The organism is Pseudorhizobium banfieldiae (assembly GCF_000967425.1).
GTDB classification, from domain to species: Bacteria; Pseudomonadota; Alphaproteobacteria; order Rhizobiales; family Rhizobiaceae; genus Neorhizobium; species Neorhizobium banfieldiae.
Genome location: NZ_FO082820.1, coordinates 275,365 through 295,616 on the forward strand (window position 1 = coordinate 275,365; position 20,252 = coordinate 295,616).

Genomic DNA, 20,252 nt, shown 5'->3' on the forward strand with positions numbered 1-20,252 from the left:
AATGGCTGACACTGCGGCACCTCCCCAGGCGGGACCAGCGAGATGGCTGGTCGTCATCATCCCATATCTGTGGCTGCTGCTCTTCTTTGCCGCGCCGTTCCTGATCATCCTGAAGATATCGCTATCCGACACGGCAATCGCCATGCCGCCTTACCTGCCGGTCTTCGAGGGGCCCGGCATGCTCGGCGACTTCGTGCGCCAACTGGACCTGGAAAACTACAGCTTCCTCCTGGAGGACCCACTTTACCTGCAGTCCTACCTCTCCTCGTTGCGCATTGCGGCGATTTCGACCGTCCTCCTGCTGCTGATCGGCTATCCGATCGCACTCGCCATGGCCCGCGCACCGAATTCGTTGCGACCAACCCTGGTCATGCTGGTGATCCTGCCGTTCTGGACCTCGTTCCTGATCCGTGTCTACGCCTGGATCGGCATCCTGAAGCCTGAAGGACTTCTCACGGTTTTCCTTCAGGCGCTCGGCTTGCTGGGTCCCGACGAGCAGGTGCAGATCTACCGCACCGACATCGCCGTCTTCATCGGCATCGTCTATTCCTACCTGCCCTTCATGGTTCTCCCACTCTATGCCGCCTTGGAGAAGATGGACGGGACGCTGCTCGAGGCGGCCAGCGATCTCGGCTGCCCTCCCTGGAAGGCCTTCTGGAGAATCACGTTCCCGCTGTCCCTGCCGGGCGTCGTCGCCGGCTCGATGATCTGCTTCATCCCGATCACGGGTGAGTTCGTCATCCCCGACCTGCTTGGCGGGGCCCAGACACTGATGATCGGCAAGACCTTGTGGACGGAGTTCTTCGGCAATCGTGACTGGCCGCTCGCATCAGCCGTAGCGGTGCTCCTCCTGCTGGTGCTGGTGGTGCCGATCATGATCTTCCAGAACCAGCAGCAGAAGGTGAGGTGAGCCATGAAGTCCTCACGCTTTGACCCCATCATCCTCACCCTGGGCTTCGCCTTCCTCTACATTCCGATCATCATCCTGGTCATCTACTCTTTCAACGCCTCCCGGCTGGTGACCGTCTGGGGCGGGTTTTCGCTCCAGTGGTATGCGGCCATGTGGTCCAATCAGGGGCTGATGGATGCCGCCTGGGTCACGGCGCGGGTGGGGGTGCTGAGTGCCACGCTTGGGACCGTGCTTGGTACGCTCGCGGCACTTGCGCTGGTTCGCTATTCACGATTCCCCGGGCGAACGGCATTTTCGGGAATGATCTATGCGCCGCTGGTCATGCCGGAGGTCATCACCGGACTGTCGCTGCTCCTGCTGTTCGTGGCGCTCAACGTCGATCGTGGCTTCTGGACAGTGACGATAGCCCATACGACCTTCACCATGTGCTACGTGGCGATCGTCGTGCAGTCGCGGCTTCTCACCTTCGACCGCAGCCTCGAAGAGGCGGCACTGGATCTTGGCTGTCCGCCGGTCAAAACCTTCTTCAAGGTCACGCTTCCGCTCATCATGCCGGCGGTGGTCGCGGGCTGGATGCTGGCCTTCACCCTCTCGCTCGACGATCTGGTCATCGCAAGCTTCACCACCGGACCCGGCGCGACCACCTTGCCGATCAAGATCTATTCGCAGGTGAGGCTGGGGGTGACGCCGGAGATCAACGCAATCTGCACGATTCTGATCGGCCTGGTGACCGTCGGTGTCATTTTCGCCTCCATCGCTTCAAAACGCGCGGAGTTCAGGCGCATCCGCGATGAGCATGTGGCGCTGCGGGGAACGGTCTGAGGACGAAGGCGCCAGCCTTCCGGTCGGCGCCTCACGCCAATCAGTGGCGGTGGTGGCCGAGGTGGCCCTAATCGGATGAAGCCGGAATGGCCGGTGGCATCAGAGCAATCACCACCGGCTCCGAAAGAGAGCCGCCGATGAACAGCACGTTCTCCTCACCCTGCTGTTCTGGTCTGCTGATCGTCGCCGAGAGCGCAAGACCGCCTTCCGTCAGCGGAAGCGCACCGGAGAATTTCACCCGCAGGCCGTCGCCTTCGATGATGGCCGTCTCGATCTCAGCCAACCCACGTGCGAACGTCGCAGAAAGATCAAGGCTCTGGTACTCGAAGTCCTGGCCCTCCGGGTTTGTCAGGGGCTGGTACCGCCCCTGGCGTGCACGGTTAAGGATCGTTTCGGGTTCCAGACCGGCCAAGGTGCCCGGGCCGGTCGTCATGCGAAAGGAGCCCCGGCCCTTGCGCCAGCCGCTCCAGCCGTCATCCGTCGTTGCCAATGTCAGTTCGAGGGAGCCCCGGGCGTGGGGAACGGGGCCACGAAGCTTGAGCGTCTCGAAGATCTCCCCGAGGTCAGCGTTGCGGACAGAGACCGCGACATCGGTGGTGAGCTTTCCCGCCCGTGCGGAGGTGATGACCTGACCGGTCATGTCGCCCCCTCCGAGCGTTCCATCCACAAGATCAAAGCGGGACTGACCGTTCTCACGAAGGATGCTCACCGCCGCCTGCGTGAGCGAAAGGTTGGCGAGCGAAACGTCCTGTCCCGAAATACGCAAGTCGAGTTCCATCCGGTCCAGGAAACTGCCTTTCCCGTCGCCGTCAGGCTTTGGTCTCGTCGCTGCCTGCAGGTCGGCGAGGTCGAAGCGGTTCGCGGCCAGCGTCCCCGTCACGCGCAGGGGGCGATCCTGCGGGAGCAGCAGGTCAATTATTCCCGTCGCTTCCATCCACTCTGTCGTGAGATGCAGTTCATCGAAGCGCAGTGCTCTCTCAGTTGTCAGCAGCCGGGCCTCGATCGACAATCGTCCATCTGATGCAAGGTCTGAAATCGGCACTCCTGCCCATGCGAGAGCAGCTTGCGTGTTTGGTGTTGAGAGCTTGACCGGTCCAGACAGGAAGCCTCCTTTCGCGAGGTCTGCGGTTCCGGCAAACTCGGCTGCCAGCAGGTCCGAGTTGAGGGAGAGTTCAAGGGACGCAGACCGACCCGCAAGAAGGAGTAGAGGCTCACCTGAGGAGCCGGAAAGCTGCAATGCCTGCCCATTGACCACCGCCGTCAGATGCAGCGAGGCTGGCTGGGATAGTCGGGGCCAATCGAGATCACCCGTAATTCCACGCCCCGACCAGACGCGCCCAGTCGCAACGTCTTTCACCTCGACCCGGCCGTTGTTGATCGTGACGTCGCCCGGGGCAACGTCCAGGGACCGATCGAGAACCACGCGTCCGTCCACCTCGACAGCACTGCGTATTGCGGCAGTGAGCCCACCCTCCTGCGCCCAATCCAGGCGGCCCTCCTCGTCACGCAAGAGGAAGATCTCCGGGTCGAAGAACGTGAAGTCGCGAAACTCCAGGCTTCCCCCGATAGCCTTGAGGAGGCGGAAGTCGGCCGTCATCCGCGAGACGCGCGCCAGAACGCGAATGCCTGCGGGCGTCGGTTTCGTGACGACGATACGGCTGACCTCGATTTCGGGCTCGGGCCAGAAACTGAGCTTTGGAGGTCCTTCTATGCGAACATCATGACCCGTCCAATCGGACAGCGCACGCTCTATCCCATCCCGCACGATCGAGCTGGAGATCAGAACAGGCGCCAGCGCCTGAACAGCCAGCACTAGCCCCACAAGAAGCAGGATACCCGCGCCGAACGGACGCCACGAGCGGCGAAACAGTCGCTTCGAGATTACGCCAACTCCCTCTGCCATAGGCCTCCTGAGCCTCGCGGGCTCTCGCGGTAGTCTTGATCAAGTTGCTGGTAAGGCCTGCGGATACAGGAAATGCGCTTGTTGCGCAAACTGGGCTCCGGACCGGATCATTGGCCGTTTATCTTGCGCTGCAGCATTGCTATAGGAGAGGTGTTCTTGGGATGGAGGAGACCCTATGAATTCTGATCAGCCGCTGTGGACACCGTCGGACGTTCGACAGGATCTGCCGCTTCAATCGTTCATGTCCTGGTGCGCCGGACGACATGGAAGCCCAACAACCTCCGTGGATGACTTCCATGCGTGGTCTGTGAGGGAGCCGGAAGCATTCTGGACGGCCATCTGGCAGTTCTGCGGCGTCAAGGGGGAGCCTGGCACTCGTGTGCTGGTGAACGGTGGCGATATGCTCGGAGCCCGCTTCTTTCCGGACGCCAGGTTGAACTTCGCGGAAAACCTCCTGTCCCAGCGCGGTGCTGGCGAAGCCATGATCTTCAGAGGGGAGGACAAGGCTCGCGATACATGGTCTTGGGATCGCCTCCGCGGCAACGTTTCCCGCCTCCAGCAGGCGATGCGGGCGGCCGGCATCCGGGAGGGTGATCGCGTCGCTGCAATGATGCCCAATATGCCTGAGACGGTGGCGCTGATGCTCGCGGCGGCGTCGATCGGCGCCGTCTGGTCCTCCTGTTCGCCGGATTTTGGTGAGCAGGGTGTGCTGGACCGGTTCGGCCAGATTGCGCCAAAGCTCTTCATCGCCTGTGATGGCTATTGGTACAACGGAAAGCTGCAGGACGTCGCTGACAAGGTGCGGGCGGTTGCCGCCGCGCTCTCCGTTCCAGTGTTGGTGATTCCCTATGCCGGTGATGCACCGGCGCTCGCCGCTTCGCTTGCTGACGGTCGAACACTTTCGGACTTCATTGCCTCATTCGAGGCGCGCGAGGTCGAATATGTGCGCCTTCCCTTCGCGCACCCACTCTACATCCTCTTCTCGTCTGGAACGACAGGCGTGCCGAAGTGTATCGTTCATTCCGCCGGTGGGGTGCTGCTCCAGCACCTGAAGGAGCACCGCCTGCATTGCAGCATCGAGCCGGGTGAGAGGCTGTTCTACTTCACCACCTGCGGGTGGATGATGTGGAACTGGCTGGTGTCGGGGCTCGCGGTCGGAGCGACGCTCTGCCTGTTCGATGGTTCGCCCTTCGCACCGAATGAAAAAGTGCTGTTCGATTATGCCCAGGATGAGCGATTCGCTGTATTCGGGACTTCGGCCAAGTACATCGACGCGGTACGCAAGAGCGGACTCGTTCCGCGAGAGACCCACGACTTGTCCCATTTGCGGCTGATGACCTCGACGGGATCACCGCTCTCTCCCGAGGGCTTCTCCTTCGTCTATGAAGGTGTCAAGTCGGACATCCACCTTGCGTCCATCTCCGGGGGGACGGACATCGTCTCCTGCTTCGTGCTCGGCAATCCGCTGAAGCCGGTCTGGCGGGGTGAGATCCAGGGGCCGGGGCTTGGGCTGGCGGTCGATGTCTGGAACGACGACGGGCAGCCCGTGCGCGGAGAAAAGGGCGAACTTGTGTGTACCAGGCCATTCCCCTCCATGCCGATCATGTTCTGGAATGACCCGGAAGGCGAGAAGTATCGGGCTGCCTATTTCGACCGGTTCGAGAATGTCTGGTGCCATGGCGACTTCGCGGAGTGGACCGAGCATGGCGGAATCATCATCCATGGGCGCTCGGATGCAACCCTCAATCCAGGCGGGGTGCGCATCGGTACCGCCGAGATTTACAATCAGGTCGAACAGCTTCCGGAGATCGCCGAGGCCATCTGCATCGGCCAGGATTGGGACGGGGACGTGCGCGTCGTCCTCTTCGTACGTCTTGCGCCGGGGGCCGTGCTCGATGATCGCCTTGTCAATGCCATCAGGAACAAGATACGCACCGGCGCGTCTCCGCGGCATGTCCCGGCCAAGGTCATTGCCGTTGCGGACATACCGAGGACCAAGTCCGGCAAGATCGTCGAGCTGGCGGTAAGGGATGTGGTCCATGGCCGGCCGGTGAAGAACAAGGAAGCCTTGGCCAATCCGGAGGCGCTGGACCTTTTCGCTGACCTCCCCGAGCTCCGGACTTGATCGGCAGGATGACGCGGAGGACCCTCTATCGAGACACATCCGCTTCAGTTTGGGGCGGGACTGACGGTTGCCAGAGATCGTGTGCCACTTTAACGCATCATTAAGTCGCCCCGGCAAAGATTGCAGCAGTAGCGGGCGACATCGCTAAACCCGTCCGAAGCAGCAGGCGCTTGGGGCATCAGGATGTCCGAACGCACGTGACACAGCATTACCTCGAAAGGCGGCTTTGGCCGCCTTCTTTTTTGATCAGCGCTGCCTGTCCAAGGAACGCGAAACGATCAGGACCGGAATCAGGCCGGCAAGGATGATGATCATCGCGGCAACCGAAGCATCTTCGATCCGGGCACGGGAAGCATCCTCGTAAACCAGCGTGGCGAGCGTGTTGAAGTTGAATGGCCGCAACAGCATAGTGGCCGAAAGCTCCTTCATGGTTTCGATGAAGACCATGAGCGCCGCCGTCATCAAGGCTGGACCAAGATTGGGAAGGAGAATGGTCGCCAGCGTCTGTCGTTGGTTGCGGCCAAGCGTGCGTGCGGCCATGTCCAGGTGAGGAGAGAGTTTGTGGAACCCGGCTTCCAATGTTCCCTCCGCCATGGTCATGAACCGGGCGGTGCAGGCATAGACGATTGCCGCGCCGCTACCCGAGAGAAGAAGGCCGGTCGATATGCCGACATTCGAACGAAGGAAGCCGTCGACCGCATTGTCAAAACCGGCCATGGGGATGAGCACGCCGATGGCCAGCACTGTCCCCGGCACGCCATAGCCGAGGGAGGCGATGCGCCCCGCCATCGTGGCGCCGGATGACCGGTCGTTGCGGATCGAGTAGGCGAGGACAAGGCCGAACAGGACAGCGATCATTGCGGTCAGCGAGGAAACGACCAGGCTGTTCCAGAGCGCGTCGAGCAGCCGAGGATCGAGATAGTCGCCGAGCCGTCGGGAGGCGAACCCGCCAAGGATGACGACCGGAATCGCAAAGCCGGTCACGACGGGAACAAGGCAGAACGCCGTTGCACCCGCAGCTGCCACGCCGATAAGTCGGGTTCGCACAACGTCATGTACCGCGCCGGTGGTCCGGTTCGTGGAGAAGCGCTGGCTGCGACGCGCCGCCTGCTCGAGCCAGATCAGAAGCGCGACGATTCCCAGCATCACGGCCGCGATCTGGGCCGCTCCGCTCAGGCTGCCCCGGTTCAGCCAGGTATCATAGACGGAGAAGGTCAGGGTATTGATGCCGAGGAATTGCACGGCGCCGATATCGTTCAACGTCTCCATCGTTACCAGCGTCAGGCCGATCATGATCGCGGGGCGCGCCATCGGGATCTGAATGCGCCAGAACACTCTGGCCGGACTGGCGCCGAGCGTCCGTGCAACATCGGCGGCGGCTCGCCCCTGCATAAGGAACATCGAGCGACAGGCGAGGTAGACGTACGGATAGAGCACCGAACTCAGGACGAGAACCGCGCCGCCCATCGACCGAATGTCCGGGAACCAGTACTCGCGAGAGCTTTGAAAGCCGAAGGCTGCGCGGAAGGCCGTCTGCAGGGGGCCCGTGAAGTCCATGAATTCGCCAAAGGCATAGGCGGCGAGATAAGAGGGAATCGCAAGCGGCAAGACGAGCATGACAGACAACATGCTGCGCATGGGGAATTCGTAGCTGGTCACCAGCCATGCGGTAAGCGTACCGACGATGGCACATACAAGGCCCGTCAGGCCCAGGAGTTGCAGGGTGCGGAGGCTTGCGCGGGGGATGACCGTGGACGCAACATGCCGCCAGGTGTCATCACCACCCTGAAATGCGATCCACACGACGGCAATGACCGGCATGGCGACGACGGCAGCCGTGACGATCGCCAGGGCAGACGTGGCGCGGCGGGGGCGTCGGGGTGAGCTACTGGCCGGATACGGGGGAACCTGCAAGCTTGATCCTCTAGAAGTGAGGAACTGCTAAGCCGGCAGACCTCAATTCGCAAGCACCCGCTGCGGCGGAAAGGTTATTTCGACCAGTGTCCCTTCGCGCGGTGCAGAGCTGATTGCGAAGCTGGCGCGATTGGCATCGACCATGGCCTTGGTCAGGGGAAGCCCCAGACCGGTGCCGTCGCCGCGCTTTCTCGTGCTTCCCGCGACCTGCCGGAACGGCTTCATGGCCACCTCCAGTTCCTCCCTGCTCATGCCGATGCCTGTGTCCCGGATACGCAGGACGACGCTTCCGTTCCCTTCATAGGCCGTCGAAACCACGGTCTGCCCTCCGGAGGGCGTGAAGCGGATTGCATTGGAGAGGATATTGAGGACGATCTGCTTCACCGAGCGAAGGTCTGCAACCACCTGCGGCACGGAATGGGAGAGGGCTGTCCGGATGATGACGCGCTGGCCGTTCGCCTGTGGCTGCAACAGCGAGACTGCCTCCGACACCGTTTCGTTGAGCTCGACTGGGATAAAGTCGAGTTCCATCTCTCCAGCCTCGATCTTCGATATGTCGAGGAGGTCGTTGACGATGTCCAGCACATGCCGGCCAGAGCGCACGATGTCGCTGGCATATTCCACATAGCGCGGGTGGCCGACTGGGCCGAAGTGCTCCGTGGCCATCAGGTCCGCAAAGCCGATAATGGCGTTCAGGGGCGTCCGGATTTCATGGCTTACATGGGCCAGAAACTCGCTCTTGTGAGCGTTCGCGGCCTCAGCCACGCGCTTTGCCGTTCGCAGTTCCTCTTCCGTCCTCTTCCACTGGGTCACGTCGCGGATCACCGCGCAGAAGCCGTTGGAAGAGGTCAGCCGCCCGATGGTCATGAAAAGCGGGATGAACCCTCCGGAGGCCTCGCGTCCGATGACTTCCCGGCCGTCATTGAGGACGCTGGCAACGCCATGTCCGGAAAGACCTGCGAGATAGTCGACGATTGCCTTCTGGCTTTCATGGGCGAAGAGCATCACGAAGGGTTTGCCCTCCGTCTCGTCGTTATCGTAGTTGAAAAGTGCGCTGGCGGACCGGTTCATCGAGCGGATGGTTCCGTCGATGTCGATGACGACGACGCCATCCGTCGCAGTCTCGAGGATCGCCCTCAGTTCTTCCACCTCCACCTGCAGGCGCACCGCCTGCTCGGGAATGGGCCTTGCGAGCGGGATCACTTCGGCCTGATGCTCCTTCTCCGCCACCGGCTCTGCAGCGATCGGGATCATGGCGAGCATGAGCGCAGTTGCATCCTCGAATCGGACGGACTGAAGACGAGCGGTCACCGGAACGATCACGTCGTCGGCTCGAACAAGCACCAGCCCACTGGCCTGATTGGCCGCGCTGTCGAGATCCTGCCGCTGCAGCAGCGCATCGAGCCCGCCGACGTCTGCCAGCGCCTCAAGCGACGAATAGCCCGTCAGGCGCAGGAATTCCGGATTGGCATGGATGAGCCGGTCGCCGGCATGCACGAGAAGCGCAACCGGCATCTGGTCCAGGATCTCTCCTGACAGTCCCATACGCTCGCGGGCGGCAGGCAGGTAGGGAGCTCTTTCGTCGTCTGCGGTACCCGACTGGTGGTTGTCGGGCTCGCTCTCTTCCACTGCCGAGGGTTGCTCCTCGGCAAGTGGTGCCTCTTGCGCATCGTCGGGTACGGTCAAGTCTGCGGATGATAGGTGGTCATCTGACTCGGGCTCTGGAGAAGGCGGCGACACCTCCCGCGTATCTTCCAGAGTGTCGGGCAAGGCCTGAGCCTCATCGGCGTTTACGCCTGCTACCTCCTGGCTGCTGGGGTCCTCATCCCCCGAGGGGCGGCGGCCTATGAAGCCGTCAAGCTGACGGGCGATCTCTCGGAATGCGGCCTGTTCGACAGGTGATAGGCCCTCTCGCCGGATCCGGCGGTCCGGTAGCTGCACGACCTTGTCGGTGCTGGCGGGTGCCGGAGCCGCAACCACGCGAAGTGCAGGCTTTTCATTCTCCGGCAGTTGGAGATCGGTTTCTGCGTCGCGGTTCGACGGCTGTGTCGTCGACGGCTCGGGCAGTTCACTATCGAGTTCGGCATCGGCGGCCGGCTCGACCTGTGGAGCGGCTTCCTCAGGGGCCGTCACGCCTTCCCTTGTCACGACCTCGCCGGATGCAACGTCGTCCGAAACGGCGGAGGAGACCTCCTCGGCCTCTTGGAATGGTGCCTCTTCGGCCCGCGTTTCGTTCGCGTCAGAGGCGAGACTGATGCCGAGCGCGTCCGGGTCCTCCGCGACATCGCCAACACGGATGATACCGAACCCGCGGAAGCCGTCGAAGACGCGGTCGCGGGTGTAGGTCGGCAACGCCGCGAGATCGATCGGAACCTTAAACGAAGTTCCCTCGACGGGCCACCGGATCGTCTTGCCGGACCAGGTATCGCGGCGGCGCAGAAGATCCTGCAGCTTGTTCTCCGGATCGAGTTTGAAGCGTGCCGAAACGTCTGCAAAGGTCGAACCGGCAATGTTCGCCGAGCGGGGACCGACGGTTCGCGCAAACTCTTCGGAAATCTCCTGGAACCGTCCCTCCGCATCGATTTTCCAGACGAAGCGGGTGGCGCGGCTATCGCGACGGAACACGAAACGAGGTTCCGAAGGAGGCTCTTCGCGCGATGGGGTCGGCGGCTCGGTCGGCGCCTCATCGACCACGCCTTCACCGGGGAGCGTCACCGTTGTCTCCTCCGCCTCGCCGCCTTGAGGTGGGAGAGCCCGGCGGTCCTCGTCGGAGGCGTCATTCTCTTCACTGTCAGCTGAATCGACATCGAGGGTCACCAGCTCCTCCGTGTCGGAGGTTTCCTCGATATGCGCGACCGCCTCGATGGCGTCGTCGAAACTGTCGGCGTTCCGGGGCCTGACTTCCATGGCGGCAGCCGGGTCGTTGCCGATCGCTTCAGGTGCCAGATCCATGCCGGCAGCGGCCGTCTCCACGACGAGCAGCAGATAGAGCGCCGGATCGTCGGAGAGCTTGCCCATCGCCGCAGGAAGATAGCCCTTGGACGTCGGGACCGGGCGCTTGACAAGGCCGTTCGCCTCACTGTTCGCGATGGTCACGAGCATCTGCGCGGTATGAGGCGTCAGCCCGAGAGTTGGAAATGCTTTCGATGCCTCGGCCACCACTCCGTCGGCGCCGAGCACGGCCACGTGGATGTGGGGGTCATCGAGCCCATCGATTAGCCCCGACCCCGTTGCAGCAGCCGCGCCGCCAGTTCCTCCGACAGGGGCGGTGAAAAGCACCGCTGCCTCGCCGGAAAGGTCGATCGGCATGCAGCGCGCCATGACGGGCACCGCTCGGAAGCCGGCAGCGACGCGGATGGTGAGGGTTTCGGGAATAGAGGAGCGTTCAACCCGCGACGCGACGCTTCTGACCTGCCGAAAGAGAAGATCGTTTTGATCTGGGCCCTGGTCGAGAAAGTCATAGACGGACCCGTAGCCGAACAGTCCGGCGCCGCGACCGTTGCACCACAGTACGGTGGACATGTCCGCTGAGAACAGCACGATCGCATCGCCGGCCGCATACCGGTTACGAACACGTTCGTGAACCGCGATGTCGATGAACGGGTACTGTGTGGCAGGCATGGAAGGGCCCCGACGTCACGAGCGTAAATAGGGTTCTTAACATAGTGTTAATAGCCGGAACGCCGATTTGGGTCCACAATGGCTGCGCCTTAACGCCCCGAAAGGTTAACAAGGAAAATGGTGCGTCGCACAATTATGTTGCAATGCACAATAAGATCTATTATATACGGCTCATGAAGCTTCGGTCACCTTCCGAAGATACCAAGTACAAGGAATATGAGGATGGCATACCGCAACGATGATATCTTCTCCTTCAGCGCCTTCGACCCGGCCAAGCTGACGGACAGCTTCCGTGAATTTGCCGAGAAGGGTGCAGCCCAGTCTCGCGAAGCCTATGCAAAGGTAAAGGCTGCGACCGAAGAGGCGACGAAGACGGTCGAGACCACCATGCAGTCCGCTCAGGCCGGCTCCGTGGAAGTTGGCCTCAAGGCCATCGAGGCTCTTCGCACCAATGCCGATCTTTCGCTTTCCCACATGGAATCGCTTCTTGGCGTGAAGTCCGTCGCTGAATTCGTGGAGCTGCAGACGAGCTTCGTCCGCAAGCAGGCCGAACTGACCGTCGATCAGGCTCGCAGCATCCAGGATGCCACGCGCAAGCTCGCAGAAGCGGTCAGCCAGCCGGGCAAGGAAGCTGCCGAAAAGGCCATGTCGACTTTCAAGGCCGCCTGATTTTCAGCATCGAGAAGAGGAAGGGCCGGCGGCGAAGAGCCCCGGTCCTTCTTTTCGTATGGGGGCTTGCAAAAACGGCCCGATGCTCGTATTTGACCCGAAAAGCCGCCGCGGCGGCTTGCATGTGCGGTTGTAGCTCAGTTGGTTAGAGCGCAGGTTTGTGGCACCTGAGGTCGCTGGTTCAACTCCAGCCAACCGTACCATTTCTCTTGATCCCGATGCGCTGCAGGTAAGCCGCGAGTGGCTGCGAACTAGTCACCGTTCTGTCTTCTGCGGCACGCATAGGGGCAAGCCACGGCTTGAGCAGTCGAACGGGATCTAGGTCGGCTGACTTGCATCCACTCGCCCAAAAACCTACTCTTTATTGCGGCGCACGCTATCTATGCTGCCGTACTCCTTGCACATATCGCCTCCGGCGCAAGACAATCGTAGAAGGGTTCCTCCTATGTCTATTTCCATGAGCAATTTCGCCCCTGCAGTGAAAACCGGTATCTCCGCTGATCGTGTTTCAGCCATTCTCACCGAAGCGCGCCAGGAGCGGAGCTATACGCTTGATCAGCTGGCCGTGACCACTGGCCTGACCGTGGACGAACTGAAGGCGGTCGAAGATGGCGGTGTAACGGATCCGGCACTCGTGCAGCGTATCGCCTCTGCTCTTGGTCTGCCGCCTGCCGCTCTTCTCTGAAGGCAGGCGTCGGATTGACGTCAGAGCCAGCAAAAACAGCGAAATGAACCCCGTCCGTAAACGTAATCTTGACGGGAAGATGTCATCCCTGCGGCATCTCGAACGACGAGAGCCGGCGGGGCGACAGCGTGGAAAAACCCTTTCTGATTGAGGTGCGGAACCGCCTGGAGGACGTCTCGTCCGACTGGCCCGTCGGCGCCCCATGCCACCAGGCCCAGACACTGCTGCACGCCTTCCAATCACGCACCTTTCTTCAGGTGTGGCTGGAAAGCTTTGGGCGGTCCGGCACGCAAAGCTTCCATTTCGTGGAGGTAAGGGACCGAGCCCGCCAACCCTTGCTTTTCATGCCGCTTCGCATCCTCAGGGCAGGCGGCGCACGATTGCTGCAGTTCGTGGACCAGGATGCCGCAGACTATAACGCTCCGGTGCTTTTCCCATCGGAGATGACGTGGAGCCGCGAGACCGCGGAGCAACTCTGGCAGCAGGTGCTCGCAGAGCTTCCGCCCGTCGATGTCGTCGAGCTAACGAAGATCCCGGGGGATGTAGAGGGCTTGCTGAACCCGCTTGTCTTCCTGGGGAGTGGAGCCAGTGAACTCTCGTGTCATGCAACGGACCTGAGGCGCCCCTGGGCCGAGATCGACGGGGAAATACCTCGGCGCACGACGCTGATGCGCAAGATCAGGGGCCTGGAACGCCTGGGCCCCCTCGGATTCCACCTTGCTGAGACGGAAGACGAGGTGAGGCGGGTGACCGCGGTGATGCTTCGGCAGAAGCAGCGCCGTTTCGAGGAGACCAAGGTTCCGGGCTTCGACGTCGATCGCGACAAGTTCGACTTCTTCGACGGCGGTGCGGCTCGCTTCCATGGAGAGGGTATGCTCAGGCTCTTCTACCTCACCCTCGGCGAGACGGTCGTGGCCACCATCTGGGGCCTGGTCAGCGGCAAGCGGTATTACGCCATCATGCTCTCCTTCGAGGGCGACGAGTGGACGAAGCACTCCCCCGGCAGCGTCCTCTTCTATAAGGTGCTCGAGTGGCTTCATGGGAACGGCTTCGAGTGGATGGACCTCGGGATCGGCAATGAACCCTGGAAGCTGGAAAGCTGCAGGACGACAATCCCCCTCGTGGAGCGGCGTGAGGCACTGACGCTCCGCGGGCGCCTCTACCTGGCGCGTCTGAGTTTGATGGAGAAGATTCGTGGAACGCTGGTCTACCAGCGACTGCGGCCGTTGAAATGGGTCGTCCTGCGGAAACTGTCGGTGCGCTGATGGCTTGGCGTCACAGGAAGATATGGCGCTCTTCGTGGACGATGTCGTTCAGATAGCGGACCAGCGTCTTGATCCGCATCAGGTCGCGACTGCTCTCATGATAGGTCGTCCAGTAGGCGCGGCGGATCACCACGTCCGGGAGAATGCGGACGAGTTCCGGGTACTGGCGAGCGATGTAGTCGTGCAGGATACCTATGCCGGCTCCTGAGCGTACGGCCTCGGTCTGGCCGATGGCGCTGGAGACTTCCAGCATCGCATCCCAGTCGCGCATCACCTCGCCGGTGAAGTTGAGCGAAGGCGAGAAGATCAGGTCCTCCACATAGCCGATGCGAGGATGATGCCGCAGGTCCTCGAGCCCGCCCGGCATTCCATGCGTTTTCACATGGGCGCGCGATGCATAGAGGCCCAAGGTATAATCGGTAAGCTTGGAGGAGATAAGCCGGCCCTGTTCCGGCCGCTCGATCGTTATGGCCACGTCCGCTTCCCGCTGTGACAGCGAGAAGGAACGAGGAACGGGCACGAGTTGCACCTTCAACTGAGGGTGCTGCTGCATGAGCCTTCCCAGGCGTGCTGCGAGAAACGACACACCAAAGCCGTCCGGCGCCCCAAGCCGAACGGTGCCGGCCACGCTCGTATCGATCTGGCCGGTCGCAGCCTGCGCCGCCAGCATCTCGGCTTCCATCCGCTCGGCGGCGGCAAAGTAGACCTCTCCCTCCGCCGTGAGTTCGCATCCGTTCGTTCGCCGAACCAGAAGCCTTGTCCCCAGGGCGTGCTCAAGCGCCGTCATCCGGCGCCCCAAGGTTGCGTGATTGATGCCCAGCCGTCGCGAGGCCGCGAGTAGCTGGCCACTTCGCGCGACGGCTAGGAAAAGCCGCACATCATCCCAGTCCACGGGTCACCTATCGACAAAAATGCACAACGGATGCGTAAACTATCGCGTTGCGTTGTGCAAATTTGTTTGCCACTCTGCGGGCCATCGAGCTATCGGAGGAGTGTTTCTATGTACGAAATAGGCCATTTTATCGGCGGCAAGCGCGTCGCCGGCCAGAGCGGGCGCACCGCAAACATCTTCAATCCTGCGACCGGAGAGGTCCAGGGAACGGTTTCCCTGGCGAGCGACGCGGAACTCAGTGCTGCCGTCGAAGCGGCGAAGGCCGCCCAGCCCGCCTGGGCCGCCACCAATCCCCAGCGCCGTGCACGGGTTTTCATGAAGTTCGTGCAGCTGCTGAACGAGAACATGGATGAACTGGCGGAACTTCTCTCCCGCGAACATGGCAAGACAATAGAGGACTCCAAGGGCGACATCGTCCGGGGCCTGGAGGTCTGCGAGTTCGTCATCGGCATCCCGCATCTTTCCAAGAGCGAATTCACCGAAGGCGCCGGACCCGGCATCGACATGTACTCGATCCGCCAGCCGGTCGGCATCGGCGCCGGCATTACCCCCTTCAATTTCCCCGGCATGATCCCGATGTGGATGTTCGCGCCGGCCATCGCATGCGGCAACGCCTTCATCCTGAAGCCGTCGGAACGCGACCCATCCGTCCCGATGCGCCTCGCGGAGCTGATGATCGAGGCCGGCCTGCCGGAAGGCGTTCTGAACGTCGTGAACGGCGACAAGGCAGCCGTGGACGCTATCCTTGCTCATCCGGATATTGGGGCTGTCTCTTTCGTGGGCTCCACGCCGATCGCCCGCTATGTCTATGGCACGGCCACGGCCAACGGCAAGCGCGCCCAGTGCTTCGGCGGCGCGAAGAACCACATGATCATCATGCCGGATGCCGATCTTGATCAGGCCGCCAATGCACTGATCGGCGCGGGCTACGGTTCCGCCGGCGAACGCTGCATGGCGATCTCCGTGGCTGTTCCGGTTGGGGAAGAGACTGCGAACCGCCTGATCGACAAGCTGACCCCGATGGTCGAGAGCCTTCGCATCGGTCCCTACACCGATGACAAGGCCGACATGGGCCCGCTCGTTACCAAGGAAGCGCACGCCCGCGTCCGCGGCCTGATTGACCGTGGCATCGAGGAGGGCGCGAAGCTTGTCGTCGACGGACGTGACTTCAAGCTGCAGGGCTATGAGAACGGCTATTTCGTCGGCGGCTGCCTCTTCGACCATGTGACGCCTGACATGGACATCTACAAGACCGAGATCTTCGGTCCCGTGCTTTCCGTGGTTCGCGCCAGAAATTATGAAGAAGCTCTAGAGCTGCCGATGAAGCACGAATACGGCAACGGTGTCGCCATCTACACCCGCGACGGTGATGCCGCCCGCGACTTCGCCAGCCGTATCAATATCGGAATGGTCGGAGTCAATGTCCCGATCCCGGTTCCGCTCGCCTACCACACCTTCGGCGGCTGGAAGGCCTCGTCCTTCGGCGACCTCAATCAGCATGGGACGGATTCGATCAGGTTCTGGACGCGCACAAAGACAGTCACGTCCCGCTGGCCGTCGGGTATCAAGGACGGCGCCGAATTCTCCATCCCGACGATGAAGTAAGTCGTCACTGCAAAAGAAGGCTCCGCAAATGCAGAGCCTTCTTTTTTAGCATATGTTGACGTTCAGTCCGGCCGCCCTACTTCGCCTGCGCTAGGGAGCGGGACGATGGTTTACGAATGGGATGAGAGGCGTGCGAGACGCGCCTATTGGAGCAGGGTTGCCGTGGTCGCGATAATTGTTCTGGCGCTCGTCGGAGCATTCGCCTGGACGGCGGCAGCCGTCCTTTGATCTACCGCAGTTCTGAACGACAACGGGGGCGGTGGGGCCGCCCCCGCCTTAGCTGTGTCAGCCGTTCGGCCCTTCGTTCACGCCGACCTTGTCCACGAGTTCCGAAGCCTTCTTCCGGTTCGCGGCAATGTCAGCCAGCGGCAGCGTGTCCGGCTTGATCTCGCCGAACGCCTTGACGATGTCGGATGGCTCCGCGCCCGGCATGACGGGATATTCGAAGACCTGCTCGGCGTAGATCTCCTGTGCGTCGCCCGATGCGAGGAATTCCATCAGCTTGATGGCGTTGTCCCGGTTCGGAGCGTTCTTTGCGAGTGCCATCGCCGAAATGTTCACATGCGTGCCGCGGTCCGCGGTGTTCGGGAACAGGACCTTGATGGCAGCCGCCCAGTCCTTCTGCTCCGGTTCCTTCTCGTTGGTCTGCATCAGGCCGACGTAGTAGGTATTTCCAAGCGCAATGTCGCACTCGCCGGCAAAGATTGCCTTGGCCTGGTCGCGATCGCCGCCGTTCGGCTTGCGGGCAAGATTGTTCTTCAGTCCGGTCAGCCACTCCTCGGTATACTCTTCGCCGTGGGCGGCGATCATCGAGGCAATCAGTCCGATGTTATAGGAATGCTGCGCATCGCGAATGCAGATCCTGCCCTTCCATTCCGGATCCGCAAGCTCCTCATACGTGATCTCGTCCTGCTCGACGCGCTCCTTTGAGGCGTAGACGACACGGCCCCGGGTGGTAAGCCCGAACCATTCGCCGGCAGGATCCCGGAAGTGGGCCGGAATGTCCTTGTTGATCGTCTCATTGTCGGTGACCGGCTGGGTCACGCCGCCTTCCTTGGCTTCCATGACGCGGGAGATGTCGACGGTAAGGATGACGTCCGCTGGCGAATTCGCACCTTCCGCCTGGATGCGCTCGACAAGGCCCTTGTCCAGGAAGAGCACGTTGGTCTCGACGCCAGTTCTCTTGGTGAACTCGTCCAGCAGCGGTTTGATCAGGTCCGGCTGCCGGTAGGAGTAGATGTTCACTTCACCGTCTGCCAGCGCGCGGTCGATCGGGAGAAGCGCCACGCTCGCCATGATCGCCGGCGCGACAAGAGACAACATTTTCACCATGAGTATCCTCCATCGAGTTATGAATCTTGATGGCAGAAGTCATGAATTTTTACGAGGGTCAAGAGCCCCGGGCGGGTCGGGCGGGAAAACTTGATCATAAATTTCTTATTTTGGAATTGTTCAAAACTAGCCGAGCCCTTATATGTAAGTTCTGACGAAGACTCGGGGAGCAATACTATGCGGTTGACGAAGCAGACGAACTACGCGGTGCGCATGTTGATGTACTGCGCGGCCAATGAAGGTCACCTGAGCCGCATCCCCGAGATTGCCAAGGCTTACGGCGTGTCGGAACTCTTCCTCTTCAAGATCCTCCAGCCGCTGACCAAGGCAGGACTGGTCGAGACCGTTCGCGGTCGCAATGGAGGTGTCCGGCTTGGACGTCCAGCCGACAAGATCACGCTTTTCGACGTCGTGAAGGTTACCGAAGACAATTTCGCGATGGCGGAGTGCTTTGAAGATTCCGTCGCGGAATGTCCGCTTGTGAACAGCTGTGGCCTCAACTCGGCGCTGCGCAAGGCGCTGAACGCATTCTTCGATGTCCTGTCGGACTACACGATCGACGATCTCGTGAAGGCTCGTCCGCAGATAAATTTCCTGCTCGGTATCGACGAGGCTCGTGCACCTCGGCTTGCAGCCGTGCCCGCTGCCTGAGTTGTCCGATTGTCTTTGCCCGGCAAGGCTTTGCCGGGTTGACCTCTCTCCGGCGTACAATACAAGGGAGAACGCTCAGGGGTGGAGATTGCGCCTCGAAAAGGCGTTTGAATGTCCCTTGCCGATCTTCGCACCTTCCTTCTCACTGCAGCCCTGGCATCGGCCGGGGCTATAGCCGCCTACCTCCTTGGGTTGCCTGCGCCGTTCCTGATTGGGCCAGCCTCCGCCGTCAGCATCGCTGGACTTGCCGGCCTGCGACTTTCCATCCCCACATCGGTGCGAAATGCCTGCTTCGTTGCTGTGGGCCTTTCGATGGGAGCCGGCCTGACGCCCGAGGTCTTTGTCGCGGCCCGGACGTGGCCCCTGAGCTTCCTTCTCGTGCCCGTGACCATCGTCATACTCCTCTATTCGGCGACCTGGATCCTGCAGCGGTTCTTCGGCTACGATCGAACAACGGCCTTGCTTGCTGCATCCCCCGGTCACCTCAGCTTCGTGCTCAGCCTGGCGGCGGACACCCGTAGCGACCTGCTGGCTGTCGGCGTCATCCAGAGTGTCCGGGTCCTCGCCCTGACGTTGACGGTTCCGCTGATCGTCGAGGTTCTCGGCCTGGTCGGAACCGCGCCGCATCCCGCCGCGACCATGGCCATCTGGCCTTTGGCCATCTCGTTCGCAGCGGCTCTCGGTCTGGGCTGGGTCCTGATGCGGCTGCGCGTGCCCGCCGCACTTCTCATGGGAGGAATGATCGCGTCGGGTAGCGTTCATCTCAGCGGGATGGTGGAGGGTAACCTTCCCGCCTGGATCTTGATTCCGACCTATGTGCTACTGGGCGGAATGATCGGATCCCGTTTCTCCGGGGTCTCCCTCCGGGCGTTACGCACTGCGTTTGTCGCGGGAGGTGTGGTGACCGTCGTCGTGGTGGTGCTGGCTGCCCTGATCGCGGCTCTGGTGTCACATATCGCGGATGTCCCGGTCGATGCCGCGCTTATTGCCTTCGCCCCCGGCGGACTGGAGACGATGGCTGCGATGGCAGTCATGCTGAATGCCCAGCCGACCTATGTGGGCGCGCATCACATCCTGCGCCTCCTGCTCCTGTCCGCGCTGATGCCGTATCTTTTGCGCCGCGATCTGAGCAGGGATTGATGCGAACCTGTGCAGATCGACTTCCTGCGGCTTGAGCTTGACGGGGAAGGTCGGATAGCTGGTCGCCGGATCTATTGAGGAATGATTAGCACAATGAACCGCCAAACAGCTTCAGCAATCATCGTCATGGGCGTCAGCGGAGCCGGTAAGTCCTCGGTGGGCGAACGGTTGGCTGAGGCGCTGAACTGCGACTTCGCGGAAGGAGACAGGCTCCATCCTCCCTCCAACGTCGAGAAGATGGCGAAGGGCATTCCCCTTAACGATGAGGACCGGTGGCCATGGCTCGATCTCGTGGGGCAGGAGCTTGCCCTTGCCGTTGCCGAGGGCCGGAGCCTTGTCCTCTCCTGCTCTGCGCTCAAGCGCATCTATCGTGACCGGCTTCGCGCAGCTGCGGGAGGAAACCTGAAGTTCGTCTTCCTGAAGGGGACGCCGGAGCTTCTGGAAATTCGGATGGGGGATCGGACGGGCCACTTCATGCCGCTCTCGCTGCTCCACAGTCAGCTGGCGACGCTGGAGACGCCGGAGGGCGAGAAGGGAGTCGTGACCGTGACTATCGATGGGACGCTCGACGAAATAGTTGAAGCCGCCGAAAAAGGTCTGAGCAAGCTCGGACCTAGGTCTGATTCGCGCTGAAGTGACTTCTTACATCCTGATACAATGATAAAACTCGCCGAGTTGATGATCTAGATCACTTTCGCTCCCGTAGAAGCAAGTATCC

16 protein-coding genes and 1 tRNA gene are annotated in these 20,252 nt (G+C 61.5%); 12 read left to right on the forward strand and 5 right to left on the reverse strand.

The window, feature by feature from the left end; genetic code table 11:
* The first annotated feature begins 1 nt into the window (after position 1).
* Positions 2–910, forward strand: a complete 909-nt coding sequence (locus NT26_RS01350) for an ABC transporter permease subunit (protein ID WP_052637010.1) — start codon at positions 2–4, stop codon at positions 908–910.
* A 3-nt stretch (positions 911–913) separates the two neighbouring features.
* On the forward strand, positions 914–1,732 hold the full coding sequence (locus tag NT26_RS01355) for an ABC transporter permease (protein WP_052637011.1): 819 nt from the start codon (positions 914–916) through the stop codon (positions 1,730–1,732).
* A 67-nt stretch (positions 1,733–1,799) separates the two neighbouring features.
* Here NT26_RS01355 and NT26_RS01360 read toward each other — a convergent pair whose 3' ends face one another.
* Positions 1,800–3,635, reverse strand: a complete 1,836-nt coding sequence (locus NT26_RS01360) for an AsmA family protein (RefSeq protein WP_052637012.1) — start codon at positions 3,633–3,635, stop codon at positions 1,800–1,802.
* Between the two features lie 175 nt (positions 3,636–3,810).
* Here NT26_RS01360 and NT26_RS01365 point away from each other — a divergent pair, with 175 nt between their 5' ends.
* Positions 3,811–5,760: an acetoacetate--CoA ligase gene (locus tag NT26_RS01365; RefSeq protein ID WP_052637013.1), complete on the forward strand. Its 1,950-nt coding sequence runs from the start codon at positions 3,811–3,813 to the stop codon at positions 5,758–5,760.
* 246 nt (positions 5,761–6,006) lie between these two features.
* Here NT26_RS01365 and NT26_RS01370 read toward each other — a convergent pair whose 3' ends face one another.
* Together NT26_RS01370 and NT26_RS01375 are read right to left on the reverse strand one after the other, a co-directional pair.
* The gene (locus tag NT26_RS01370) at positions 6,007–7,581 is read right to left on the reverse strand and encodes an ABC transporter permease (protein WP_082077595.1); all 1,575 of its coding nucleotides are present in this window, start codon (positions 7,579–7,581) and stop codon (positions 6,007–6,009) included.
* A 135-nt stretch (positions 7,582–7,716) separates the two neighbouring features.
* On the reverse strand, positions 7,717–11,295 hold the full coding sequence (locus NT26_RS01375; RefSeq protein WP_052637015.1) for a PAS domain S-box protein: 3,579 nt from the start codon (positions 11,293–11,295) through the stop codon (positions 7,717–7,719).
* Positions 11,296–11,517: 222 nt separating this feature from the next.
* Between NT26_RS01375 and NT26_RS01380 the strand changes: the two genes are divergently transcribed.
* The 4 genes from NT26_RS01380 to NT26_RS01395 all read left to right on the forward strand — a co-directional run bounded on the left by NT26_RS01380 (position 11,518) and on the right by NT26_RS01395 (position 13,914).
* Positions 11,518–11,964 (forward strand): phasin, encoded by a 447-nt coding sequence (locus NT26_RS01380; RefSeq protein WP_052637016.1) that lies wholly within the window; start codon positions 11,518–11,520, stop codon positions 11,962–11,964.
* A 126-nt stretch (positions 11,965–12,090) separates the two neighbouring features.
* A tRNA-His gene (locus tag NT26_RS01385) sits at positions 12,091–12,167 on the forward strand.
* Positions 12,168–12,409: 242 nt separating this feature from the next.
* The gene (locus tag NT26_RS01390) at positions 12,410–12,649 is read left to right on the forward strand and encodes a helix-turn-helix domain-containing protein (protein WP_065814504.1); all 240 of its coding nucleotides are present in this window, start codon (positions 12,410–12,412) and stop codon (positions 12,647–12,649) included.
* A 128-nt stretch (positions 12,650–12,777) separates the two neighbouring features.
* Positions 12,778–13,914, forward strand: a complete 1,137-nt coding sequence (locus NT26_RS01395) for a GNAT family N-acetyltransferase (protein ID WP_052637017.1) — start codon at positions 12,778–12,780, stop codon at positions 13,912–13,914.
* Between the two features lie 10 nt (positions 13,915–13,924).
* Here NT26_RS01395 and NT26_RS01400 read toward each other — a convergent pair whose 3' ends face one another.
* Positions 13,925–14,806 carry a LysR family transcriptional regulator gene (locus NT26_RS01400; RefSeq protein WP_052637018.1) on the reverse strand — a complete coding sequence of 294 codons (882 nt, stop codon included), beginning with the start codon at positions 14,804–14,806 and terminating at the stop codon, positions 13,925–13,927.
* A 108-nt stretch (positions 14,807–14,914) separates the two neighbouring features.
* Between NT26_RS01400 and NT26_RS01405 the strand changes: the two genes are divergently transcribed.
* Together NT26_RS01405 and NT26_RS23245 are read left to right on the forward strand one after the other, a co-directional pair.
* A complete protein-coding gene (locus tag NT26_RS01405; RefSeq protein WP_052637019.1) occupies positions 14,915–16,411 on the forward strand; it encodes a CoA-acylating methylmalonate-semialdehyde dehydrogenase in 1,497 nt (498 codons plus the stop codon).
* Between the two features lie 105 nt (positions 16,412–16,516).
* Positions 16,517–16,639 (forward strand): hypothetical protein, encoded by a 123-nt coding sequence (locus NT26_RS23245; RefSeq protein WP_268877031.1) that lies wholly within the window; start codon positions 16,517–16,519, stop codon positions 16,637–16,639.
* Positions 16,640–16,696: 57 nt separating this feature from the next.
* On the opposite strand, the gene NT26_RS01410 is transcribed toward NT26_RS23245, so the two are convergent.
* Positions 16,697–17,707 carry a Fe(3+) ABC transporter substrate-binding protein gene (locus tag NT26_RS01410; RefSeq protein WP_321209447.1) on the reverse strand — a complete coding sequence of 337 codons (1,011 nt, stop codon included), beginning with the start codon at positions 17,705–17,707 and terminating at the stop codon, positions 16,697–16,699.
* 213 nt (positions 17,708–17,920) lie between these two features.
* On the opposite strand from NT26_RS01410, the gene rirA reads away from it, so the two are divergent.
* The 3 genes from rirA (at position 17,921) to NT26_RS01425 (ending at position 20,167) form a co-directional block, all read left to right on the forward strand.
* Positions 17,921–18,394 (forward strand): iron-responsive transcriptional regulator RirA, encoded by a 474-nt coding sequence (gene rirA / locus NT26_RS01415; protein WP_052637021.1) that lies wholly within the window; start codon positions 17,921–17,923, stop codon positions 18,392–18,394.
* 111 nt (positions 18,395–18,505) lie between these two features.
* On the forward strand, positions 18,506–19,534 hold the full coding sequence (locus NT26_RS01420; protein ID WP_052637022.1) for an AbrB family transcriptional regulator: 1,029 nt from the start codon (positions 18,506–18,508) through the stop codon (positions 19,532–19,534).
* Between the two features lie 93 nt (positions 19,535–19,627).
* On the forward strand, positions 19,628–20,167 hold the full coding sequence (locus NT26_RS01425) for a gluconokinase (RefSeq protein WP_052637023.1): 540 nt from the start codon (positions 19,628–19,630) through the stop codon (positions 20,165–20,167).
* Positions 20,168–20,252: the final 85 nt, after the last annotated feature.

What these genes read in the sequence shown, in the direction of transcription:
- NT26_RS01350 (WP_052637010.1), top strand. Translation starts at nt 2, where the DNA reads ATGGCTGACACTGCGGCACCTCCCCAGGCGGGACCAGCGAGATGGCTG.
- NT26_RS01355 (WP_052637011.1), top strand. Translation starts at nt 914, where the DNA reads ATGAAGTCCTCACGCTTTGACCCCATCATCCTCACCCTGGGCTTCGCC.
- NT26_RS01360 (WP_052637012.1), bottom strand. Translation starts at nt 3,635, where the DNA reads ATGGCAGAGGGAGTTGGCGTAATCTCGAAGCGACTGTTTCGCCGCTCG.
- NT26_RS01365 (WP_052637013.1), top strand. Translation starts at nt 3,811, where the DNA reads ATGAATTCTGATCAGCCGCTGTGGACACCGTCGGACGTTCGACAGGAT.
- NT26_RS01370 (WP_082077595.1), bottom strand. Translation starts at nt 7,581, where the DNA reads ATGCCGGTCATTGCCGTCGTGTGGATCGCATTTCAGGGTGGTGATGAC.
- NT26_RS01375 (WP_052637015.1), bottom strand. Translation starts at nt 11,295, where the DNA reads ATGCCTGCCACACAGTACCCGTTCATCGACATCGCGGTTCACGAACGT.
- NT26_RS01380 (WP_052637016.1), top strand. Translation starts at nt 11,518, where the DNA reads ATGGCATACCGCAACGATGATATCTTCTCCTTCAGCGCCTTCGACCCG.
- NT26_RS01390 (WP_065814504.1), top strand. Translation starts at nt 12,410, where the DNA reads ATGTCTATTTCCATGAGCAATTTCGCCCCTGCAGTGAAAACCGGTATC.
- NT26_RS01405 (WP_052637019.1), top strand. Translation starts at nt 14,915, where the DNA reads ATGTACGAAATAGGCCATTTTATCGGCGGCAAGCGCGTCGCCGGCCAG.
- NT26_RS23245 (WP_268877031.1), top strand. Translation starts at nt 16,517, where the DNA reads ATGGTTTACGAATGGGATGAGAGGCGTGCGAGACGCGCCTATTGGAGC.
- NT26_RS01410 (WP_321209447.1), bottom strand. Translation starts at nt 17,707, where the DNA reads ATGGCGAGCGTGGCGCTTCTCCCGATCGACCGCGCGCTGGCAGACGGT.
- rirA (WP_052637021.1), top strand. Translation starts at nt 17,921, where the DNA reads ATGCGGTTGACGAAGCAGACGAACTACGCGGTGCGCATGTTGATGTAC.
- NT26_RS01420 (WP_052637022.1), top strand. Translation starts at nt 18,506, where the DNA reads ATGTCCCTTGCCGATCTTCGCACCTTCCTTCTCACTGCAGCCCTGGCA.
- NT26_RS01425 (WP_052637023.1), top strand. Translation starts at nt 19,628, where the DNA reads ATGAACCGCCAAACAGCTTCAGCAATCATCGTCATGGGCGTCAGCGGA.